General features: G+C 65.8%; 17 protein-coding genes and 1 tRNA gene. 9 read left to right on the top strand and 9 right to left on the bottom strand.

Annotation, left to right across the window (positions count from 1 at the left end; all coding sequences use genetic code 11):
* Positions 1 to 2: 2 nt before the first annotated feature.
* The 3 genes from ACI6S0_RS10805 to ACI6S0_RS10795 are packed head-to-tail and all read right to left on the bottom strand — an operon-like array spanning position 3 to position 3,956.
* Complete coding sequence (locus ACI6S0_RS10805) at positions 3 to 683, bottom strand: L,D-transpeptidase family protein (RefSeq protein ID WP_434405798.1); 681 nt, start codon at positions 681 to 683, stop codon at positions 3 to 5.
* A 60-nt stretch (positions 684 to 743) separates the two neighbouring features.
* Positions 744 to 3,011: an NADP-dependent malic enzyme gene (locus ACI6S0_RS10800; RefSeq protein WP_004207688.1), complete on the bottom strand. Its 2,268-nt coding sequence runs from the start codon at positions 3,009 to 3,011 to the stop codon at positions 744 to 746.
* Between the two features lie 27 nt (positions 3,012 to 3,038).
* Positions 3,039 to 3,956, bottom strand: a complete 918-nt coding sequence (locus ACI6S0_RS10795; RefSeq protein WP_434405797.1) for a LysR family transcriptional regulator — start codon at positions 3,954 to 3,956, stop codon at positions 3,039 to 3,041.
* Between the two features lie 96 nt (positions 3,957 to 4,052).
* Between ACI6S0_RS10795 and ACI6S0_RS10790 the strand changes: the two genes are divergently transcribed.
* The 8 genes from ACI6S0_RS10790 (at position 4,053) to ACI6S0_RS10755 (ending at position 13,565) form a co-directional block, all read left to right on the top strand.
* Positions 4,053 to 6,167 (top strand): malate synthase G, encoded by a 2,115-nt coding sequence (locus ACI6S0_RS10790; RefSeq protein ID WP_434405796.1) that lies wholly within the window; start codon positions 4,053 to 4,055, stop codon positions 6,165 to 6,167.
* Between the two features lie 65 nt (positions 6,168 to 6,232).
* Complete coding sequence (locus ACI6S0_RS10785; RefSeq protein ID WP_434405795.1) at positions 6,233 to 6,859, top strand: glutathione S-transferase family protein; 627 nt, start codon at positions 6,233 to 6,235, stop codon at positions 6,857 to 6,859.
* Complete coding sequence (locus ACI6S0_RS10780; protein ID WP_434405794.1) at positions 6,846 to 8,105, top strand: M24 family metallopeptidase; 1,260 nt, start codon at positions 6,846 to 6,848, stop codon at positions 8,103 to 8,105. The genes ACI6S0_RS10785 and ACI6S0_RS10780 overlap by 14 nt, the downstream gene beginning before the upstream one ends.
* A 151-nt stretch (positions 8,106 to 8,256) precedes the next feature.
* Positions 8,257 to 8,571: a hypothetical protein gene (locus ACI6S0_RS10775; RefSeq protein ID WP_434405793.1), complete on the top strand. Its 315-nt coding sequence runs from the start codon at positions 8,257 to 8,259 to the stop codon at positions 8,569 to 8,571.
* 98 nt (positions 8,572 to 8,669) lie between these two features.
* Positions 8,670 to 11,324 (top strand): alanine--tRNA ligase, encoded by a 2,655-nt coding sequence (gene alaS, locus ACI6S0_RS10770; RefSeq protein WP_434405792.1) that lies wholly within the window; start codon positions 8,670 to 8,672, stop codon positions 11,322 to 11,324.
* Positions 11,325 to 11,347: 23 nt separating this feature from the next.
* A complete protein-coding gene (locus ACI6S0_RS10765) occupies positions 11,348 to 11,920 on the top strand; it encodes a nucleoside 2-deoxyribosyltransferase domain-containing protein (protein ID WP_434405791.1) in 573 nt (190 codons plus the stop codon).
* A gap of 42 nt (positions 11,921 to 11,962) precedes the next feature.
* On the top strand, positions 11,963 to 12,469 hold the full coding sequence (locus ACI6S0_RS10760) for a DUF2306 domain-containing protein (RefSeq protein ID WP_434405790.1): 507 nt from the start codon (positions 11,963 to 11,965) through the stop codon (positions 12,467 to 12,469).
* Positions 12,470 to 12,623: 154 nt separating this feature from the next.
* Positions 12,624 to 13,565, top strand: coding sequence for a glutaminase (locus ACI6S0_RS10755; RefSeq protein ID WP_434405789.1), 942 nt, complete (start codon positions 12,624 to 12,626; stop codon positions 13,563 to 13,565).
* Between the two features lie 259 nt (positions 13,566 to 13,824).
* On the opposite strand, the gene ACI6S0_RS10750 is transcribed toward ACI6S0_RS10755, so the two are convergent.
* A complete protein-coding gene (locus ACI6S0_RS10750) occupies positions 13,825 to 15,609 on the bottom strand; it encodes a cation:proton antiporter domain-containing protein (RefSeq protein WP_434405788.1) in 1,785 nt (594 codons plus the stop codon).
* 196 nt (positions 15,610 to 15,805) lie between these two features.
* Here ACI6S0_RS10750 and ACI6S0_RS10745 point away from each other — a divergent pair, with 196 nt between their 5' ends.
* Complete coding sequence (locus tag ACI6S0_RS10745) at positions 15,806 to 16,105, top strand: hypothetical protein (RefSeq protein WP_004207676.1); 300 nt, start codon at positions 15,806 to 15,808, stop codon at positions 16,103 to 16,105.
* Positions 16,106 to 16,123: 18 nt separating this feature from the next.
* Here the strand turns inward: ACI6S0_RS10745 and ACI6S0_RS10740 are convergent.
* The 5 genes from ACI6S0_RS10740 to aroA all read right to left on the bottom strand — a co-directional run bounded on the left by ACI6S0_RS10740 (position 16,124) and on the right by aroA (position 20,553).
* Positions 16,124 to 16,209 (bottom strand) — tRNA-Leu (locus ACI6S0_RS10740).
* A gap of 47 nt (positions 16,210 to 16,256) precedes the next feature.
* The gene (locus tag ACI6S0_RS10735) at positions 16,257 to 16,547 is read right to left on the bottom strand and encodes an integration host factor subunit beta (protein WP_004207675.1); all 291 of its coding nucleotides are present in this window, start codon (positions 16,545 to 16,547) and stop codon (positions 16,257 to 16,259) included.
* 181 nt (positions 16,548 to 16,728) lie between these two features.
* Positions 16,729 to 18,441 (bottom strand): 30S ribosomal protein S1, encoded by a 1,713-nt coding sequence (gene rpsA / locus ACI6S0_RS10730; RefSeq protein ID WP_004207674.1) that lies wholly within the window; start codon positions 18,439 to 18,441, stop codon positions 16,729 to 16,731.
* 175 nt (positions 18,442 to 18,616) lie between these two features.
* The gene (gene cmk / locus ACI6S0_RS10725) at positions 18,617 to 19,246 is read right to left on the bottom strand and encodes a (d)CMP kinase (RefSeq protein ID WP_434405787.1); all 630 of its coding nucleotides are present in this window, start codon (positions 19,244 to 19,246) and stop codon (positions 18,617 to 18,619) included.
* A complete protein-coding gene (gene aroA, locus ACI6S0_RS10720; RefSeq protein WP_434405930.1) occupies positions 19,243 to 20,553 on the bottom strand; it encodes a 3-phosphoshikimate 1-carboxyvinyltransferase in 1,311 nt (436 codons plus the stop codon). The genes cmk and aroA overlap by 4 nt, the downstream gene beginning before the upstream one ends.
* Positions 20,554 to 20,645: the final 92 nt, after the last annotated feature.

Below are 20,645 nucleotides of genomic sequence, written 5' to 3'. Positions count from 1 at the left end.
GGTCAGCCGCTGACGACGGCCTTGCTGGTGTCCAGCATCTTGCCATTGGTGATGATGACCATGTCGCCGACCTTGGTGACGCCGAACAGCTTCTGCGCAAATTCCTTGGGCACGCCGATGCAGCCATGGGTGGCATAGCCCCATTTGACGTCGCTGCCATGGATGGCGACGCCGTCGCTGGTCAGCCGCTGCATATAGGGCATGGGCGCGTTGTTGTAGGTGCTGGAATAATGGTCGGCGTCCTTCTGCATGATCGGGAAGGCGCCCAAGGGGCTCTGCTTGTCGGTCGCGCCATAGAGGATGACGGCGGCGCCGATTTCATAGCCGTCGCGGAAGACGGAAAGGGTCTGGGCTTTCAGATCGACGGTGATGATGACCGGCCCCTTGGCCGGTGCGCCTTCCTCGTCCCAGGCATAGTCGCCATGCTCGAAAGGCCCCTCGATCTTGAGCACGCGCTTGACCGCCAGGGCGTGGGGATCGACCTTCATGCCCTGGTCGCTGCGCCGCTCGACCAGCGGCAGCGGCTTGGGCGCGGCGGCGGCCTCGGCCGGTTTGGCCTGGGTCGCGGTGCCGACGTTGCGATCGATCTTGTCGGTCAGCAGCAGCGCGCCGCCGCCCAGGACGGCGCCGATCAGCAGTTTCGGGCCAAGGCTGCGAGCCAATGTGCCGATGACGCCTGCCATGATCTTCCTCGCTTCATCCTTTGCCGGTCAAGCTAACAGCCTAACCGGCAAAGGTTAAGGTCAGCCTTCGCGCGCCACTTCGGCGGCGGCGATGGCGGTCAGGTTGAGGATGCCGCGCGCGGTGACGCCGGGCGTCAGCACATGGATCGGCTGGGCGGTGCCGATCAGCATCGGCCCGACCGTGGGCGAGCTGGACGAGGCGCCGAGCGCCGTCAGCGTGATATTGGCGGCGTCGAGGTTCGGCATCACCAGCAGGTTGGCCGGCCCCTCGAAGCGGGAGTCGGGGATCAGCCGTTCGCGCAGCGCCTGGCTGAGCGCGGCGTCGGCGTGCATTTCGCCATCGACCGCCAGCTCCGGCGCGGCCTGGCGCACCAGGTCGAGCGCGGCGCGCATCTTGCGGGCGCTGGGGCTGTTCGACGCACCGAAATTGGAGTGCGACAGCAGCGCCACGCGCGGCTTCAGGCCGAAATGCTGCAACTCGGTCGAGGCCAGCAGTGTCATTTCCGCAATCTGGTCCGGCGTCGGGTCCGGCACCATATGGGTGTCGGTGATGAACAGCGCGCCGGCGTCGAGGATCAGGCCCGACAGCGCATAGATGCGGCTGTGGTTGGGCGCGCGATCGATGATGCGCAGCACATGTTCGACCTGGCCCCAATATTCGGAGCGGCCACCGACCAGCGCGGCGTCGACCCGGCCGGTGCGCAGCAGCATGGCGGCAGTGACGGTCGGGCGGCGATAGACATGGCGCAGGATTTCGTCTGGCGGCACGCCCTTGCGCGCGGCGATGGCGCGATAGGCCTCGACCAGTTCGCGCATGATGTCATGATCCGTCTCGGGATCGATCACCTCGACATCACGGTCGAGCTGGAAGCTGAGGCCCATGTCGGCCAGCTTCTGTTCCAGCAGGCGGCGGCGCGCGACGATGGTCGGCTTGACGATGCCTTCGTCCAGGCCGTCCTGGATCGCGCGCAGCACGCGCTCATCCTCGCCCTCGCCATAGACGATGCGGCACTGGCTGCCGCGTGCGGCATGGAAGACCGGCAGCATCAGCTGGCCCGAGCGGGTGTTCTGGTGCGACAGGGCGCGCTTATATTCTTCCAGGTCCAGCGTCTTGGTGGCGACGCCGCTGTCCATCGCCGCCTTGGCCACGGCACCGGCAATCTCGCCGATCAGGCGCGGATCGAACGGGGTCGGGATGATGTAATCGGCGCCGAACACCAGCTTGCGACCGCCATAGGCCTGCGCCACGCTGTCATGCGCGGGCATGCGGGCGAGGGCGGCGATCGCGTCGGCGGCGGCGACCTTCATCGCTTCGTTGATCTGGGTCGCGCCGCAATCCAGCGCGCCGCGGAAGATGTAGGGGAAGCACAGGACATTGTTGACCTGGTTCGGATAGTCCGACCGGCCGGTGGCGATGATCGCGTCCGGACGCACTTCGCGCGCGGCTTCCGGGCGGATTTCCGGTTCCGGATTGGCGAGCGCGAAGATCAGCGGATTGGGCGCCATCAGCGGCAGCCATTCCGGCTTCAGCACGCCCGGCGCCGAAAGCCCCAGGAACAGGTTGGCGCCCGGCAGCACGTCGGGCAGGGTGCGTGCGTTGGTGTCGCGGGCATAGCGCGCCATGTTGGGCAGCATGCCTTCGCGGCCCGAATGGATGACGCCGTCCTTGTCGGTCATCGTCACATTGTCGATCGGCAGGCCCATCGAGACGAGCAGGTCGACGCAGGCGAGCGCGGCGGCACCGGCGCCCGAAGTGACGAGCTTGGCGTCGGCCAGGGTCTTGCCCTGCAGCACCAGCGCGTTGCGTACGGCGGCGGCGACGACGATGGCGGTGCCATGCTGATCGTCATGGAAGACCGGAATGTTCATCCGTTCCTTCAGGCGCCGTTCGATCTCGAAACATTCGGGCGCCTTGATGTCTTCCAGATTGATGCCGCCAAAGGTCGGCTCCAGCAGGGCGACGGCTTCGACGAACTTGTCCGTGTCGGTGGTGTCGACTTCGATGTCGAACACGTCGATGTCGGCGAACTTCTTGAAGAGGACGGCCTTGCCCTCCATCACCGGCTTCGACGCCAGCGCGCCGATCGCGCCGAGGCCGAGGACGGCGGTGCCGTTGGAGATGACCGCGACCAGATTGCCGCGCGCGGTATAGTCCAGCGCCTTGGCGGGATCGGCAGCGATCTCCTCGCAAGGGGCGGCCACCCCCGGCGAATAGGCCAGCGCCAGATCGCGTTGGTTCACCATGCGCTTGGTCGGCTCGATCGCGAGCTTACCGGGCTGGGGAAGGCGGTGATAGTCTAGGGCGGCGCGGCGGGTGTTATCGTCCATGCGATGCGCCTTAGAGACTGTGTTCCGCTAGGGCAAGCCAGTGCGGTCCGTCCGCGACTCCCACGGCGGCGCAAGGGCATATTGCGCAGCAAGAAAGTCGACGAAGGCGGTGATGGCCAGCGGCGGATTGGCCTGTGGCAGTTGCACGGCATAGAGGGCGACGTCGCTCGATCCTTCATGATCGGGCAGGATCTGGCGCACGTCGCCCTGCGCCAGCGCGTCGCTGATGTCCCACAGCGAACGCAGCGCGATGCCGCTGCCCGACAGCGCCAGTTCGCGCACGACTTCGCTGCTGTTCGTGCGGATATGGCTGTGGCCGTCGATCGCGACCGGCCCCTTGGGACCGATCAGCCGCCAGGGCAGCTGGCCATCGGCGGCGAGCAGGCGGTGCTGCTTGAGGTCGGCGATGCGCCGCGGCGTGCCGAAGCGGTCGAGATAGGCGGGTGCGGCGCACAGGATGCGGCGATTGGGCGCCAGCCGCCGGGCGGTGAGGCCGGCGCCCGGATCGGCGGCGATGCGGATGGCCAGGTCCGCGCGGCTTTCGATTAGGTCGACATAGTCGTCGGACAGGTCGAGTCGCAGCTCGACGCGCGGATGATCGTCCAGGAAAGGCTGGAGATAGGGGGCAAGATGCATGCGGCCAAAGGATGTCGGAGCGGTGATTCGCAGCGGCCCGGACGCAATCGCCGACACGCCCGACACGCGACGTTCGGCTTCGTCGAGAGAGGCGAGGATCGCGCGCAGGTCGCCATGGAGCCGCTCGCCCGCCGGGGTCAGCGCGAGCCGGCGGGTGGTGCGGTGGATCAGCCGGGCGCCCAGCCTGTCCTCCAGCCGGGCCAGCCGCTTGGACATCATCGCGGGCGAGATGTGGAGCCGCCGTCCGGCGGCCGCCAGCCCGCCTTCATCGACGATGCTCACGAACAATTCATGGTCCGGGTCCATCATATTCGTTCACCACAGGAAAGTCTCTATTCGAATAATAGCGTCTACACGGCATAATTGGAAAGGCGTAAAAGGATGGCATAGCAAGGAGTGGATTGCATGACCGACCGTATGACGGACCGCGCCGGCCTGAAGGTTGCCGCAACGCTGGCCGACTTCATCGAGCAGCGCGCGCTGCCGGGCACGGGCATTGATGCCGACGCCTTCTGGGCGGGCACTGCCGACATATTGGCGCGATTCACCCCCGACAATGCGGCGCTGCTGCGCACGCGCGATGAGCTGCAGACGCAGATCGATGCCTGGCATCAGGTGCGCCGGGGACAGGCGCATAATGCCGCCGCCTATCAGGCCTTCCTGCGCGAGATCGGCTATCTGGTCGAGGAACCCGCGCCGTTCGAGATCGGCAGCGGGAATGTCGACGCTGAAGTCGCCCGCATGGCCGGGCCGCAACTGGTCGTCCCGATCCTCAACGCCCGTTTCCTGCTGAATGCCGCCAATGCCCGCTGGGGCAGCCTCTATGACGCGCTCTATGGCACCGATGCCATAGCGGGCGCGGCTTCGGGCAAGGGCTATGATGCGGCGCGCGGGGCGCAGGTCATCGCCTGGGCCAAGGCGTTTCTGGACGATGCCGTTCCGCTGGCGACGGGACGCTGGGCCGATCTGGCGGGCGGAGAAATCGTCCTGGCCGATCCGGCGCAGCTTGTCGGCTCCAGCGCGAAGGGCAGGCTGTTCCGCCATCATGGCCTGCATATCGAGGTCGTCTTTGACAGCGCGCATCCGATCGGCGCGACCGATCCCGCCGGCATATCCGACGTCATCCTGGAATCCGCGCTGACCACCATCTGCGATCTGGAGGATTCGGTCGCGGCGGTCGATGCGGCGGACAAGGTTACCGCCTATGCCAACTGGCTGGGGCTGATGCAGGGCGACCTGACCGAGACGTTCGAGAAGGGCGGGCGGCAGATGACCCGCGCGCTCAATCCCGATCGCGCTTATGCTGCGCCCGATGGCAGCAGCTTCACGTTGCCGGGCCGCAGCCTGTTGTTCGTCCGCAATGTCGGTCATCTGATGACCACGCCGGCGATCGCGCTGGCCGATGGGCAGGACGCGCCCGAGGGGATCATCGACGGCATCGTCACCAGCCTGATCGCGCTGCATGATCTGGCCAAGGCGGATGGCAACAGCCGCGCGGGCAGCGTCTATATCGTCAAGCCCAAGATGCACGGGCCACAGGAAGCCGCCTTCACCAACCGCCTGTTCGACGCGATCGAGGATATGCTCGGCATGGCGCGCCACACGATCAAGGTCGGCGTCATGGATGAGGAGCGGCGCACATCGGCCAATCTGGCGGCCTGCATCCACGCCGTCCGCGACCGGATCGTCTTCATCAATACCGGCTTCCTCGACCGCACCGGGGACGAGATGCACACGTCGATGCAGGCCGGGCCGATGATTCGCAAGGGCGAGATGAAGGCGAGCGACTGGATCACGGCCTATGAGGATCGCAATGTCCAGATCGGCCTCGCCTGCGGCCTGTCGGGCCGGGCGCAGATCGGCAAGGGCATGTGGGCGGCGCCCGATCGCATGGCCGACATGCTGGAGCAGAAGATCGGCCATCCCAAGAGCGGCGCCAACACCGCCTGGGTTCCATCCCCGACGGCGGCGACGCTGCACGCGACCCATTATCATCGCGTCGACGTCTTTGCCCGTCAGGAAGAACGCAAGGGCGAGGGCATTGCGTCGCTCGACCGGCTGCTGACCATTCCGGTCGCGGTCGGCCGCAATTTCTCCGACGAAGAGATCGCGCAGGAACTGGACAATAATGCGCAGGGCATATTGGGCTATGTCGTCCGCTGGATCGACCAGGGTGTCGGCTGTTCCAAGGTGCCCGATATCCATGATGTCGGCCTGATGGAGGATCGCGCGACCTTGCGCATTTCCTCGCAGCATATGGCCAACTGGCTGCTGCACGGCGTCTGCACCGCGGAACAGGTCGATGCCGCGCTGATCCGCATGGCGGCCAAGGTCGATGCGCAGAATGAAGCCGATCCGCTCTATCAGCCGATGAGCGGGCGCGAGGGCGAGAGCCTGGCCTTCCAGGCGGCGCGCGCCCTGGTGTTCGAGGGTGTCGCGCAGCCCAATGGCTATACCGAGCCGCTGCTGCACGCCTATCGCGCCCGTGCCAAGGCGGAGCAAGTCCTCGAGATAGCGTAAACTTCGCTGTCACTCTTTCCCATGCTGCGTTAGCCCTGATCGGGTCGCAGCATGGGAGAGGCGCCATGACCATCATCGTCCATCATCTGAACAATAGTCGATCGCAGCGCATCCTGTGGCTGCTGGAGGAACTGGGCGAGGCTTATGACGTGCGCCGCTATGAGCGGGACCGCAAGACGATGCGGGCGCCCGCCGCTCTGCGCGCCATCCATCCGCTCGGCCGGTCGCCGGTGGTGGAGGTGGATGGCCATCGGCTGATCGAGACCGGGGCGATCATGGAATATCTGGTCGCGCGGGCCGGTGGTCGCTTCGGCGCGCCGGCCGATGCAGAGGGCGCGATCCGCTGGCGCCAGTTTCTCCATTATGCCGAAGGATCGATGATGCCGCCGCTGCTGGCCCTGCTGGTGGTCGGCAAGCTGGGCCTGCTTGGCCGACCGGCACGGCCGACGGTGCAGGGGATGCTGGACGATCATCTCGACTGGCTGGAAAGCGAACTGGCAAGCCGGCCCTATGTCGCCGGACCGGACTTTTCCGCCGCCGACATGATGATGAGCTTTCCGATCGAGGCGTCGCGGGCGCGCGGCGGGCTTGACGAATCGCGTCCGCATCTGATCGGGTGGCTGGAGAGAATACAGGCGCGGCCCGCCTATCAGGCCGCGCTGCGCACCGGGGGACATTATGCTTACGCCTGATCGCCGCACCTTGTTTCGCTATGCCGCTGCCGGGGTCGCCACCGCGCTGGTCAGCCCGCGCCTGTTCGCGCAGGAAAAGGCGGTCGAGGCGCTTCAGTCGATCACCCGCGACGTCACCCCGATCGGCAAGGCCGAGCGCGCCGACCGGCTGGCGCGGGCGCAGAAGATGATGCAGGCGCAGGGCATCGACGCGCTGCTGGTTGAGCCGGGCGCGAGCCTCATCTATTATAGCGGCATCCGCTGGTGGCGTTCCGAGCGGCTGACCGCGCTGGTCATTCCGGCCAGCGGCACGCCTCTGGTCGTCTGTCCCTTTTTCGAGAAGCCCTCGATCGACGAATCGCTCGCCATTCCGGCCGAGGTTCGCGTCTGGCAGGAGCATGAAAGCCCCTATGCGCCGATCGCCGATTATCTGAAGGCGCAGGGCCTCGACAAGGGGCGGATCGGCATCGAGGAGACGGTCCGCTATTTCGCGGTCGATGGGCTGAAGGCCGCGCTGCCCGCCGCGACCCTGGCGAAAGACCCGGTGACCCGCGCCATCCGCATGCGCAAGACGGCGGCCGAGATCGCGCTGATGCAGAAGGCGGCGGATGTCACCATGGGCGCCTATCGCTGGACCCATCCGCAGGTGAAGGCGGGCATGACCCCGGCCGATATCGGCGCGCTGATGAGCGCGGCGACCAGCGCGCTGGGCGGCAAGGGCGAGTTCAACCTGATCCTGCTCGGCGAAGCGGCTGCCTATCCGCATGGCTCGGGCAAGCCGCAGTCGGTGCGCGCGGGCGAGGTGGTGCTGATGGATTGCGGCTGCACCGTCGAGGATTATCAGTCCGACATCAGCCGGACCTTCGTTTATGGCGCGACGCCGACTGCGCAGCAGCGCAAGGTTTGGGACGCGGTCGCGCAGGGGCAGCAGGTCGCGATCCGGGCGGCGAAGCTGGGCGTGGCGGCCGGATCGGTCGACGATGCGGTCCGCACTTATTATGAGAAACTGGGCTACGGCCCCGGCTACAAGCTGCCCGGCCTGTCCCACCGCACCGGCCATGGCATCGGCATGGAGGGGCATGAGCCGGTCAACCTCGTCCATGGCGAGACGACGAAGCTGGACATCGGCATGTGCTTCTCCAACGAACCGGGCCTCTACCTGCCCGGCACGATGGGCGTGCGCATGGAGGACTGCTTCCACATGACCGCGCAGGGGCCGCAATGGTTCTCCAGGCCGCCGATGTCGATCGAGAATCCGATAGCTTGATAAGCGCTCGTCACCCCGGCCTTGAGCCGGGGTCTCGCTGCCTTGCGTCGGCAGGAAGAAGCGGGATCCCGGCTCAAGGCCGGGATGACGGAGTGAGTGCTTCAACCCGCGATCATTTGCTGAAGCCGCCGTTGTTATTTAACATGCTCCCATGAGCTTCTTCATTTATCACCGATATGGTGTTTGCGAGCGTGATCCTTCGCCCTCTATCTTTTCCGCTCTGCTCGATGAGCTTGAGGAGCGGTTGGACGATGAGGAGCATGTTTCCGTCTCCGTAATCCATGAAGGCGAATGGGGATTAGGCATTTCGCGCGGCTACTATGTCACGTTCGAGAATGTCGAACTGGATGATGAGCCTCGACATATGCGCGGTGTGTCGCGCGACGAGACTTTAGAAATGATGCAACGTTTATCGGTTGGCGATCTTGCCGCATTGGAAAGCAAGCCGTGGCAGCCGGGTTATTGAGCGATCAGTAGTTGCCAGCCTTCGCTGGCATGACGGATGTTGCAGCGCGACCAAATCCCCCGCTTGTGCGGCGGGCCGCTTCCCACTAAATCGCGCGCATGACCTCGACCAACGACATTCGCCGCAGCTTCCTCGATTATTTCGGGGCCAATGGCCACACCATCGTTCCGTCCGCGCCGCTGGTGCCGCACAACGACCCGACGCTGATGTTCGTGAACGCCGGCATGGTGCCGTTCAAGAATGTCTTCACCGGTCTGGAAACGCGCCCCTACAAGACCGCGACGTCGAGCCAGAAGTCGGTCCGCGCCGGCGGCAAGCACAATGACCTGGACAATGTCGGCTATACCGCGCGCCACCACACCTTCTTTGAAATGCTGGGCAATTTCAGCTTCGGCGACTATTTCAAGGAACAGGCGATCCATCATGCCTGGACCCTGCTGACCAAGGAATGGGGCCTGCCCGCGGAAAAGCTGACGACGACCGTCTACCACACAGACGACGAGGCGTTCGACCTGTGGAAGAAGATCGCGGGCCTGCCCGATCACAAGATCATCCGCATCCCGACCAAGGATAATTTCTGGGCGATGGGCGACAGCGGCCCGTGCGGTCCCTGCTCGGAAATCTTCTACGACCATGGCGACCATATCTGGGGTGGTCCTCCCGGATCGCCGGAAGAGGATGGCGACCGCTTCGTCGAGATCTGGAACCTCGTCTTCATGCAATATGAGCAGGAAGCCAACGAGATCGTTTCGGAACTGCCCAAGCCCTCGATCGACACCGGCATGGGGCTGGAGCGCATCGCCGCGGTGATGCAGGGCGTCCACAACAATTATGATATCGACACGTTCAAGGCGCTGATCGCCGAGAGCGGGGCGCTGACCCGCACCGCGACCGACGGCGAGTTCCAGGCCAGCCACCGCGTCATCGCCGACCATCTGCGCTCGACCAGCTTCCTGATCGCCGACGGCGTTCTGCCGGCGAACGAAGGTCGTGGCTATGTGCTGCGCCGGATCATGCGCCGCGCCATGCGCCACGCGCACATCATCGGTGCCAAGGATCCGCTGATGTATCGCCTGGTGTCGAGCCTGGTGTCGGAAATGGGCGGCGCCTATCCCGAACTGGTCCGCGCCCAGCCGCTGATCGAGGAAACGCTGCTGCGCGAGGAAACCCGCTTCCGCAAGACGCTGGAAAACGGCCTCAAGCTGCTGGACGAGGCGACCGCCGATCTGGCCGAGGGCGCGACCCTGCCGGGCGAGACCGCGTTCAAGCTCTATGACACCTATGGCTTCCCCTATGACCTGACCGAGGATGCGCTGCGCACCCAGGGCCTGTCTGTCGATCGTGCCGGCTTCGACGCCGCCATGGCCGAGCAGAAGGCCGCCGCGCGCGCCGCCTGGAAGGGGTCGGGCGAGAAGGCGTCGGACGAGATCTGGTACGACATCGCCGAAACGCTCGGCAGCACCGAGTTCATCGGCTATGCCTCGACCAAGGGCGAGGGCGAAGTGCTGGCCCTCCTCAAGGATGGCGCGCGGGTCGATGCGGCGTCGGCTGGCGACAAGGTGACGATCATCACCAACCAGACGCCCTTCTATGGCGAGAGCGGCGGCCAGAATGGCGACGCCGGCACGATCACCACGCTGGGCGGCCTGGTGGCCGAAGTTGCCGACACGTCCAAGCCGCTCGGCCGCCTGCATGCACATCAGGCCGTGATCAGCGCGGGCAGCGTCAAGGTCGGCGACACCGTCAACCTGACGGTGGATGTCGAGCGTCGCGATCGCATTCGCGCCAACCACAGCGCCACCCACCTGCTCCATGCCGCGCTGCGCAAGGAACTGGGTGGCCATGTCACCCAGAAGGGCAGCATGGTCGGAGCCGACCGCCTGCGCTTCGACTTCTCGCACCCCGAGGCGCTGACCCAGGCGCAGATCGCCAAGGTCGAGGCCGATGTGAACGCGCAGATCCGTCATAATGACGAGGTCATGACCCGGCTGATGACCCCGGACGACGCGATTGCCGCCGGCGCGATGGCGCTGTTCGGCGAGAAATATGGCGATGAAGTCCGCGTCCTCTCGATGGGTAAGGGCGACGACCATAGCTATTCGGTCGAACTGTGCGGTGGCACCCATGTCCGCGCGCTGGGCGACATCGCGCTGTTCAAGATCGTGTCGGAAAGCGCCGTATCCTCGGGCGTGCGCCGGATCGAGGCGCTGACCGGCGAGGCGGCGCGCCTGTGGCTGGTCGAGCGTGACGAGAAGCTGCGCCAGACGGCGGCGGCGCTCAAGACCACGCCGGAAGAGGTGCCCGCGCGCATCGCCGCGCTGGTCGAGCAGAGCCGCAAGCTGGAGCGGGAACTGGCCGAGGCCAAGAAGGCGCTCGCGCTGGGCGGTGGCGGTTCGGCCAAGCCGGCCGGTCCCGAGAAGGTCGGCAGCGTCGACTTTCTGGGCCAGGTGATCGACGGCCTCGACCCCAAGGAACTGCGCGGCATTGTCGACGGCAACAAGAAGACGCTCGGCAGCGGCGTGTCCGCCGTGCTGGCCGTGGTCGATGGCCGCGCGACCATTGCTGTGGGCGTGACCGACGACCTGACCGGCAGCTTCAGCGCGGTCGATCTGGTCCGTGCGGGCGTCGAGGCGCTGGGCGGCAAGGGCGGCGGCGGCCGTGCCGACATGGCCCAGGGCGGCGGCCCCGATGGCGACAAGGCGCAGGCCGCGATCGACGCGGTCAAGGCCGCGCTCGCCAGCGTTCCGGCCTGACGCGATGGGAAGGCGCGCCGCCGGTGCGCCTTGACGTCCCTATGTTGCGCCTGATCCTTGCATCCTGTCTGCTCGCCCTGCCGATGACGGCGCGGGCGGCTGAGGCGGTGACCATCACCTCGCCCGATCCGTTGCCGGCCGCGCATGATCGCGCGCGTCTGTTCCTGGGCGGCAGCATCGACATGGGCAAGGCGACCGACTGGCAGCGCGACATGATCGCGGCGCTGGCCGACGAGAAGGTGACGATCCTGAACCCGCGCCGGGCCGACTGGAACCCGGCCTGGAAGCCCGAAGCCAGCGAGCCGCATTTCCGCCAGCAGGTGGAGTGGGAACTGGCCGCGCTGGACAGCGCCGACATCATCATCCTCTATCTGGCACCGGGCACGCGGAGCCCGGTCAGCCTGCTGGAAATGGGCCTGCATGCGCGCGGCGGAAAGCTGGTGGTGCTCTGTCCCGACGGCTTCTGGCGCAAGGGCAATGTCGACATCACCGCGACCCGCTATGGCGTGGAACAGGTGTCGACGATCGAGGAACTGACGCGCGTGGTGCGGCGACGCATAGGCGCGGTCAACAAGGCGCTGCCCGCAGCTGATTGACCCGCCCCTGCGCGCCTGACAGGGTGCGGTTCAGGGGGATATATGGCCAGCATTGCAAGCACATCGTCGCAGCCCAAGGGGATTGCGCCCGACCGTTATGAACGCGTCCTGGCGGTGGCGTCCGTCATCCTGCTCGCCGTGGTGCTGACCGCGATCGGGCGGGGGCATGGGCAGTGGGGGCAGATGCCGGGCCTTGTCTGGTTCCATCTGCTGACGATCCTAGTCGCGCTGGCGTTGACGCCGGTGATGCTGTTGCGGCGGCGCGGCGACGGGCGGCATCGCTGGCTGGGCTGGGTGTGGAGCGGCGCGCTGTTCCTGACCGCGCTCGACAGTTTCCTGCTGCACGGGCCGGGCGGCCGGTTCAGCATCATCCATATCCTGTCGATCTTCACCCTGATCCAGGTGCCGATCATCGTGCTGTCTGCGCGGCGCCATGACCTCAAGCGCCACCGTCGGTCGGTGCGCGGCATGGTGACGGGCGCGCTGCTGATCGCCGGCTTCTTCACCTTCCCGTTCGACCGGATGCTGGGCCACTGGCTGTTTGGCTGAATCTCCGTTTGAGAAAGCCGGTACCAGCCCGCGCCCCCGCCCAACCACCCGACAGGATGACACTGGATCGGGTGGTTGGGCGGGGGCGCGGGCTGGTACCGTACCCAAAAAATCGCCCTTTCGCGATTTTTGAAACAGGCTCTAAGAGGCTGCCATGGATCTGACAGCTTTGATCGACGATATCGTGGCCGCCATGGCCAGGGAGACGGAGCGGGGCACGGTCGCCAGCTATATTCCCGAACTGGCGAAGGTGGATGCCGGCCAGTTCGGGATCGCCATCGCCACCGCCGACGGGCGGCTGTTGACCGGCGGTGATGCTGACACCGGCTTTTCGATCCAGTCCATTTCCAAGGTGTTCGCGCTGACGCTGGCGCTGGGCAAGGTCGGCGACCAGTTGTGGGACCGGGTCGGGCGCGAGCCGTCGGGCAATGCCTTCAACTCCATCGTCCAGCTGGAGCAGGAACATGGCATCCCGCGCAATCCCTTCATCAATGCCGGGGCGATCGTGGTGGCCGACGTCAATCTGGGCGGGCATCAGCCGCGCGTGGCGATCGGCGAGATGCTGCGCTTCGTCCGCTATCTGGCTGGTGACGACGCGATCCGCATCAATGAGGAGGTTGCCGCGTCGGAAACGGCGACCGGCTATCGCAACATGGCGCTGGCCAATTACATGCGCGCCTTCAACAATGTCCGTCATCCCGTCGATCTGGTGCTGGGCAGCTATTTCCATCAATGCGCGATCGAGATGAACTGCCGGCAACTGGCGCTGGCGGGCCGTTACCTGATGCTTGACGGACGCCATCCCGAGGGCGGACGGGTCGTGTCGCCCAGCCGGGCACGGCGCATCAATGCGCTGATGCTGACCTGCGGCCATTATGATGCATCGGGCGATTTCGCCTTCCGGGTCGGCATTCCCGGCAAGTCGGGCGTGGGCGGCGGTATATTGGCGATCGTGCCGGGCCGTGCGGCGATCGCGGTCTGGTCGCCCGGCCTCAACGCCAGCGGCAACAGTGCGCTGGGCACCAAAGCGCTGGAGATGCTGGCGCGGCGGACCGGCTGGTCGGTGTTCAGCCCGCCCGAAGTGCATCAGGGCTGACGCGGCGACGCGACAGTCGAAGTTCACAGTGTCGTCAGCATGGATTTGGGCCATTTGCACCGGAAACGCGCCTGCCACGCGCCACCGACGCGACAGTGACGTAACAATCGGGTCACGGCCACGCGCCTTCGACGCGACAGGGAAGCGACAGCCAGGCGACAGCGCCGCAACAGTCACTGCCGATCAGCCGCGATGTGGTGCGTGCGTTCCATCGGCAAGGATAGAACAGAGACAGGCGAAATAGGAAAGCCCTAGCGCCTCAGGGCACTTCGTCCTGGCGCAGGCGGCGCAGGCGGGGGGCGGACTGGAGCTGGGCGGCTTCCTTGATACCGACGCGCAGATCCTCGCGCGCCTGATGGATTGAGGCGATCACCGGTCCCATGGCGACGCCGAGGTCGACCAGCGCGGTTTCGGCCAGTTGCAGCGAGCTTTCGAGCGTTTCGGGCACGGCGTCGCTGGCCCCGGCCTTGTAGAGTTGCGCGGCATGATCGGCGTCGCGGGCGCGGGCGATGATTGGCAGGTCGGGCACCCAGCCACGCACCCGCTTGGTGACACGCACCGACAGGACCGGATCGTCCATCGTCAGGATGAGCGCGCGGGCATGGCCAAGGCGCAGGCGGTCGAGCATTTCCGCTCGCGCGACGTCGCCGAAGAGTATCGGATAGCCCAGGCGTCGGGCCTCGGCGACGACATCGGGATCGGATTCGACGACGATGAAGCGCTGGCCATGGGTCTTGAGCAGGTCGCAGACCATCTGGCCGACGCGGCCGAAACCGATGACGACGGCCGCTGCCTCGGTCTGGTCCGGTTCGGTCTCGACCCGTTCCTCGCCAATGGCATTTTCCAGCCGCTGGGCGATGTCATGGCCGAAGCGCGCGAGCAGCGGCGTGATGGTGAGGCCGATGGCGGTGACGATCTGCCAGAAGGCGGCGGTGGAGGGCAGGATCAGCTTGGCCGCCGCCGCCGCCGACAGCACGATCAGCGTGGTTTCCGACGGGCTGGACATCAGCACGCCGACTTCCAGCGCGACGCCCTTGCGCACGCCCGAGAAATAGAGAAGCAGGCCGGTCACCAATGTCTTGGCGACGACGACGCCCAGCACGGCGAGCAGCAGGCTGGGCCAGTTGGCGAGGATGACGCGCAGGTCGAGGCTCATGCCCACGGTGATGAGGAAGACGCCGAGGGCCAGCCCCTTGAACGGCGCGGTCATCACCTCGACCTCGCCATGATAGTCGGTCTCCGCGATCAGCAGGCCTGCGAGCAGGGCGCCGACGATCGGCGACAGGCCGGCGATCGAGGTGGCGAGGCTGGAGAGGATGACGACCAACAGGCTGGCGGCGAGGAAGACTTCCGGGCTCTTGGTGCGCGCCGCCTGACGGAAGATATGGGGCAGGAAGATGCGGCCGAAGACCAGCATCACCGCGATGGTGAGGCCGCCCTTGAGCAGGGTGGTCGCCAGTTCGTTCCAGGCGGCGTCCGGGCTGGTCGCGACCGATGGCGCCAGCGCGCCGAGCATGAAGATGATCGGCACCAGTGCCAGATCCTCGAACAGCAGCATCGAGAAGGCGGAGCGGCCGACCGCGCTCTGGGTGCCGACCATCGGCAGCACCACGGCGGTGGAAGACAGGGCGAGGGCAAGGCCGAGGCCGATCGCGCCGGCGGTCGGCTGTCCCAATAGATAGAGGCCCATGGCAATGAGCGCGGCGCTGCCCAGCAATTCGGTCGCGCCGACGCCGAACACCTGCGCGCGCATACTCCACAATCGCCGGAAGCTCAGTTCCAGACCGATGGAGAAGAGCAATAATATGACGCCCAGTTCGGCAAATGGCTCAATCGCTGCCCGGTTGGAGATGGTGATATGATAGAGCCAGGGATATTGGCCGACCAGCGAGCCAAGTCCTGCCGGGCCGACGGCAAGTCCCACCAGGATGAAACCGATGACGGGACTGATGCGGAAGCGGGCGAAACCAGGAATGACCAATCCGGCTGCGCCCAGGATGACGAGGGAGTCGCTGAAGCTCTGGGGATTGATTGCATCGGTCATGAGGCATCATTGCGGGTGACGCACGGAAATGCCAGCCTTTTGCCAAAAGAATTCCGGGCAAATCGCCGGCACAGGCGGGCTCTGATGGGTGCGGGGCGATGTGACATTTGCGTTACCGGCCTGTAATTTTCCGGACATCCCGGTGCAAAATCGGCGGCGCTAGAAGGGCGGTCGGTTTTGCTATGGACGAATGGTGATGGGAATGATGGCTGCGCCGCTGCAAGATGCGCCGATCAGCGCCGGGGATATCCTGATCTGGGCAAGGGTCGAGCAGGCCCTGGCCGGCAAGAATGCCGCCCTTGCGGCGCAGATCAATGCCCGCGGATGCGGCCGCAGCATGAGCCCCACCGCCGATGTCGAGATTGCGTCCGAACTGGCGCGGATGGAAGAGGGGCAACTGGTCAGGCTGTGGCTGGGCGCCGACGATCCCGAACATCCGACCCGCCGGGAAATGCTGGCGCTTGATCGCCTGGCGCTGATCAGCGCTGATTTCTAATTGTCGAGAAAAGCCGCCTGGTGCGGACGATGGGACTTGAACCCATATTCCCAGGGGGAGGCGGATTTTAAGTCCGCTGCGTCTACCGATTTCGCCACGTCCGCGCTGCGCCTTCCCCTGAAGGCTCAGGCGCGGCAGGTCAAGGGGCTGATCAGTCGGCGGCCTTGCCGTTCAGCCGTTCGCGCATTTCCTTGCCCGGCTTGAAATAGGGCACACGCTTGGCCGAGACCGGCACCTGTTCGCCGGTGCGGGGATTGCGGCCGGTGCGGGCATCGCGTGCGCGAGTGGTGAAGGCGCCGAAACCGCGCAGTTCGACCCGGCCGCCACTCGACAGGCGATCGACAATCTCGCGGAAGAAAAGATCGACGATCCTTTCCACTTCCTGCAGGCTGAGGCCCGGATTTTCTTCGCCGAGTTTCTGGATCAGTTCAGAACGGATCATAGTTCCTCCAGCACCCCTAATTTCCCCTGCCGACATTTATAAACAATTGGAAAGCTGTTGACAATCGGGGAGCAACGAAATCGTTTCGATAGGGCAAGGAAGTGGCGGGCGGGCATGAAAAAGCCCGCCGGAACATGGGTTCCGGCGGGCTTTTCTTTGCCTGTTGGCAGGAAGGAAGGGATTAGCCTTCGTTCTTGGCCTTGAGCGCTTCGCCCAGGATGTCGCCCAGCGACGCGCCGCTGTCCGACGAGCCATACTGTGCAACAGCCTGCTTTTCTTCGGCAATCTGCATCGCCTTGACCGAGAAGGTCGGCTTCTTGGCGCGGTCGAAACCGGTCACCATGGCGTCGAACTTCTGACCGATCTGGAAGCGTTCCGAACGCTGTTCGTCGCGGTCGCGGCCCAGGTCGCTGCGCTTGATGAAGCCGGTGGCGCCATCTTCGCCAGCCTGGACTTCCAGGCCGCCGTCGCGAACTTCCAGAACGGTCACGGTGACGATCGCGTTCTTGTTGAGGCCAGCAGCAGCGGCGGTGGTGCCGCCAGCGGCCGGGCCGCCACGCTCAAGCTGCTTCATGCCGAGGCTGATGCGCTCCTTCTCGACGTCGATGTCGAGAACGACGGCCTGAACCGTCTCGCCCTTGCGGTGCAGCGCCAGCGCGTCTTCGCCCGAGATGCCCCAGGCGATGTCCGACATGTGGACCATGCCGTCGACGTCGCCGTCCAGGCCGATGAACAGGCCGAATTCGGTCGCGTTCTTGACTTCGCCTTCGACGGTCGAGCCGATCGGGTGACGTTCTGCGAACGAATCCCACGGGTTCGACTGGGCCTGCTTGAGGCCGAGCGAGATGCGGCGCTTCTCGGGATCGACTTCGAGAACGATGACTTCCACTTCCTGGCTCGTCGAAACGATCTTGCCGGGGTGGACGTTCTTCTTGGTCCAGGACATTTCCGAAACATGGACCAGGCCTTCGATGCCCGGCTCCAGTTCGACGAACGCACCATATTCGGTGATGTTCGTGACGCGGCCCGACAGCTTCGCACCGACCGGATACTTGGCGGCGGCGCCTTCCCACGGATCATTTTCCAGCTGCTTCATGCCGAGGCTGATGCGCTGGGTTTCGCGGTTGATGCGGATGATCTGGACACGGACGGTGTCGCCGATGTTGATCATCTCGTTCGGGTGGTTGATGCGCTTGTACGACAGGTCGGTGACGTGCAGCAGGCCATCGATGCCGCCGAGGTCAACGAACGCACCATAGTCGGTGATGTTCTTGACGACGCCTTCGATGATCTGGCCTTCGGCCAGGGTCTGGATCAGGCCCGAGCGCTGTTCGGCGCGGGTTTCTTCCAGGATGGCGCGACGCGACACGACGATGTTGCCACGACGGCGATCCATCTTGAGGATCTGGAAGGGCTGCGGGATGTCCATGAGCGGGGTGACGTCGCGAACCGGGCGGATGTCGACCTGCGAGCCGGGCAGGAAGGCGACGGCGCCGTCGAGGTCGACGGTGAAGCCACCCTTGACGCGGCCGAAGATGACGCCTTCGACGCGGGCGCTTTCGGTGAACTCGGCTTCGAGCTTGTCCCAGGCGGCTTCGCGGCGGGCGCGGTCGCGCGACAGCATGGCTTCGCCATGGGCGTTTTCGACGCGGTCGACATAGACTTCGACTTCGTCGCCGACCTTGAGGTCAGCCTTCTGGCCGGGAGCGGCGAATTCGCGCAGCGGCACGCGGCCTTCCGACTTCAGGCCGACGTCGATCAGCGCCATGTCGTTTTCGATGCCGGTGACGGTGCCCTTTACGACGCGGCCTTCAAAGCCGCCGTCTTCGCCACCGAGAGAATCATTGAGAAGCGCGGCGAAATCGTCGCGCGAGGGGAATGCCGTAGAGGCCATGGTTGGTCCTTCACTCATCATTGCTGGCCAATCGGTTGTGTCCGATGGTCTTTGGCCAAACCACGCATGCGGCCGAATACCGCCTGCGTATCCAAGGGGTTGGGCGTTGGAACGCCAAGCCTGGAAAAGCGAAAAGGGCGCCCGGAATTTCCGCGCGCCTTATCGGGTCGCACGCCTACGGGCGACCTTCAAGCTGGGCGTCCACAAGCGCGATGGCCCGCTGGACGGCGGCGTCTATAGTCAAATTGCTGGTATCTAGCAAGTCGGCGCCGTCGGCGATCTTGAGCGGGGCATGGTCGCGGCTCATATCGCGGGTGTCGCGGGCCTGGATGTCGGCGATCAGGCTGTCCATGTCGGGCGCGCCGCCATGGGCCTGGGCATCCTTGAAGCGGCGTTCGGCGCGGACATGGACGCTGGCGGTTACGAAGATCTTGGCATCGGCGTCCGGCGCGATGACGGTGCCGATGTCGCGCCCGTCGAGGATGGCACCGCCCGGCTGGGTGGCGAAGTCGCGCTGGCGCTGGACCAGCGCGTCGCGCACGCTCTGATGTACCGACACGCGCGAGGCGAGGCTGCCGACCGCTTCGCTGCGCAGTGCCTGATCGGCGAGGATGACGTCGTCAAAGCCGCAGGCGGCCAGCGCGTCGACCTGATGATCCGGGTCGCCGCCATTTTTCAGCACGGACAGGCCGACCGCGCGATAGAGCAGGCCGGTGTCGAGCACCGGCAGGCCATAATGGCGCCCCAGCGCCTTGGCGATCGTGCCCTTGCCCGAGGCGGCGGGGCCGTCGACGGCGATGATCATGCGATGGCTCCCAGCGTCTGGAGCAGGGTGGTGAAGGTCGGGAAGCTGGTCGCGACCGGGCGCATGTCGTCGATGGTGACGCCATCGCGCGAAACCAGGCCGGCGACCGCGAAGCTCATGGCGATGCGGTGGTCGAGCCTGGTGGCGATCGGGCCGCCGCCGGGCAGGGGCTGGCCGCCGCTGCCTTCGATGATGATGCCGTCCTCCAGTTCCTCGACCGTGACGCCGATCGCGCGCAGGCCAGTGGCCATGGTGGCGATGCGGTCCGATTCCTTGACGCGCAGTTCGTCGAGGCCGCGGAAGATGCTGCGGCCATGCGCGAAGGCTGCCGCGACGAAGGCGACCGGATATTCGTCGATCATGCTGGGCGCGCGGGCCGGATCGGGCTCGACGCCGTTGAGGGCCGAGGCTGTGACGATGAGGTCGCCGACCGGCTCGCCGCCGACTTCGCGGGCATTGATGATCTCGATCGACCCGCCCATCTCGCGCAGCAGGTCGATCAGGCCGGCACGAGTGGCATTGAGGCCGACATTGGCGATCGTCACCTGCGATCCCGGCACCAGCAGCGCCGCGACCATCGGGAAGGCGGCCGACGAGGGGTCGCCGGGCACGACGATATTCTGCGGCTTGAGCTCGGCCTCGCCCTTGAGCGTGATGATCCGGGTGCCGTCGGCCTGGACCTCGACCTCAAGGTCGGCGCCGAAGCCCCTGAGCATGCGTTCGCTATGGTCGCGGGTCGGGATCGGTTCGACCACGCGGGTGATGCCGGGGGTGTTGAGGCCGGCGAGCAGGATCGCCGACTTCACCTGGGCCGAGGCGACCGGCAGGGTGTAGTCGAGTGGCACGGCCGGGCAGACACCGGTCATGGTCAGCGGCAAGCGATCACCGGGACTGGTGGTGAAGCTGGCGCCGACGCGGGAGAGCGGCTCGGTGACACGCGCCATCGGGCGCTTGCTGAGGGACGCGTCGCCCACGAATGTCGCGGTGATGCCATGGCTGGCGACCAGGCCCATCAGCAGGCGGGTCGAGGTGCCGCTATTGCCCATGTCGAGCGCTTCCTGCGGCTGGAGCAGGCCGCCGACGCCGACGCCATGAATATGCCAGATGCCGTCATCGTCACGGCGGATGTCGGCGCCCATCGCGCGCATCGCGGCCGCGGTGGCCAGCACATCCTCGCCCTCCAGCAGGCCTTCGACCCGGCTTTCGCCCACGGCCAGGGCGGACAGCATCAGCGAACGGTGGGAAATGCTCTTGTCGCCCGGAACCGCGACGCTGCCGGACAGGGCAGGGGCGGCGGTGAAGGTCATCGGGCTGGGTTGGTCATTAAGGCTGGTCACGGGGTATCCATCATCTTGGAACCGAAAAAATGCGCCCGGCTTTTGACAGCGCGGTTTCGCTA

The organism is Sphingobium sp. DN12 (assembly GCF_051058005.1).
Lineage (GTDB): Bacteria > Pseudomonadota > Alphaproteobacteria > Sphingomonadales > Sphingomonadaceae > Sphingobium > Sphingobium yanoikuyae.
Note: the sequence above shows the minus strand (reverse complement) of the source record. Positions and strands in the feature narration are given on the sequence as shown.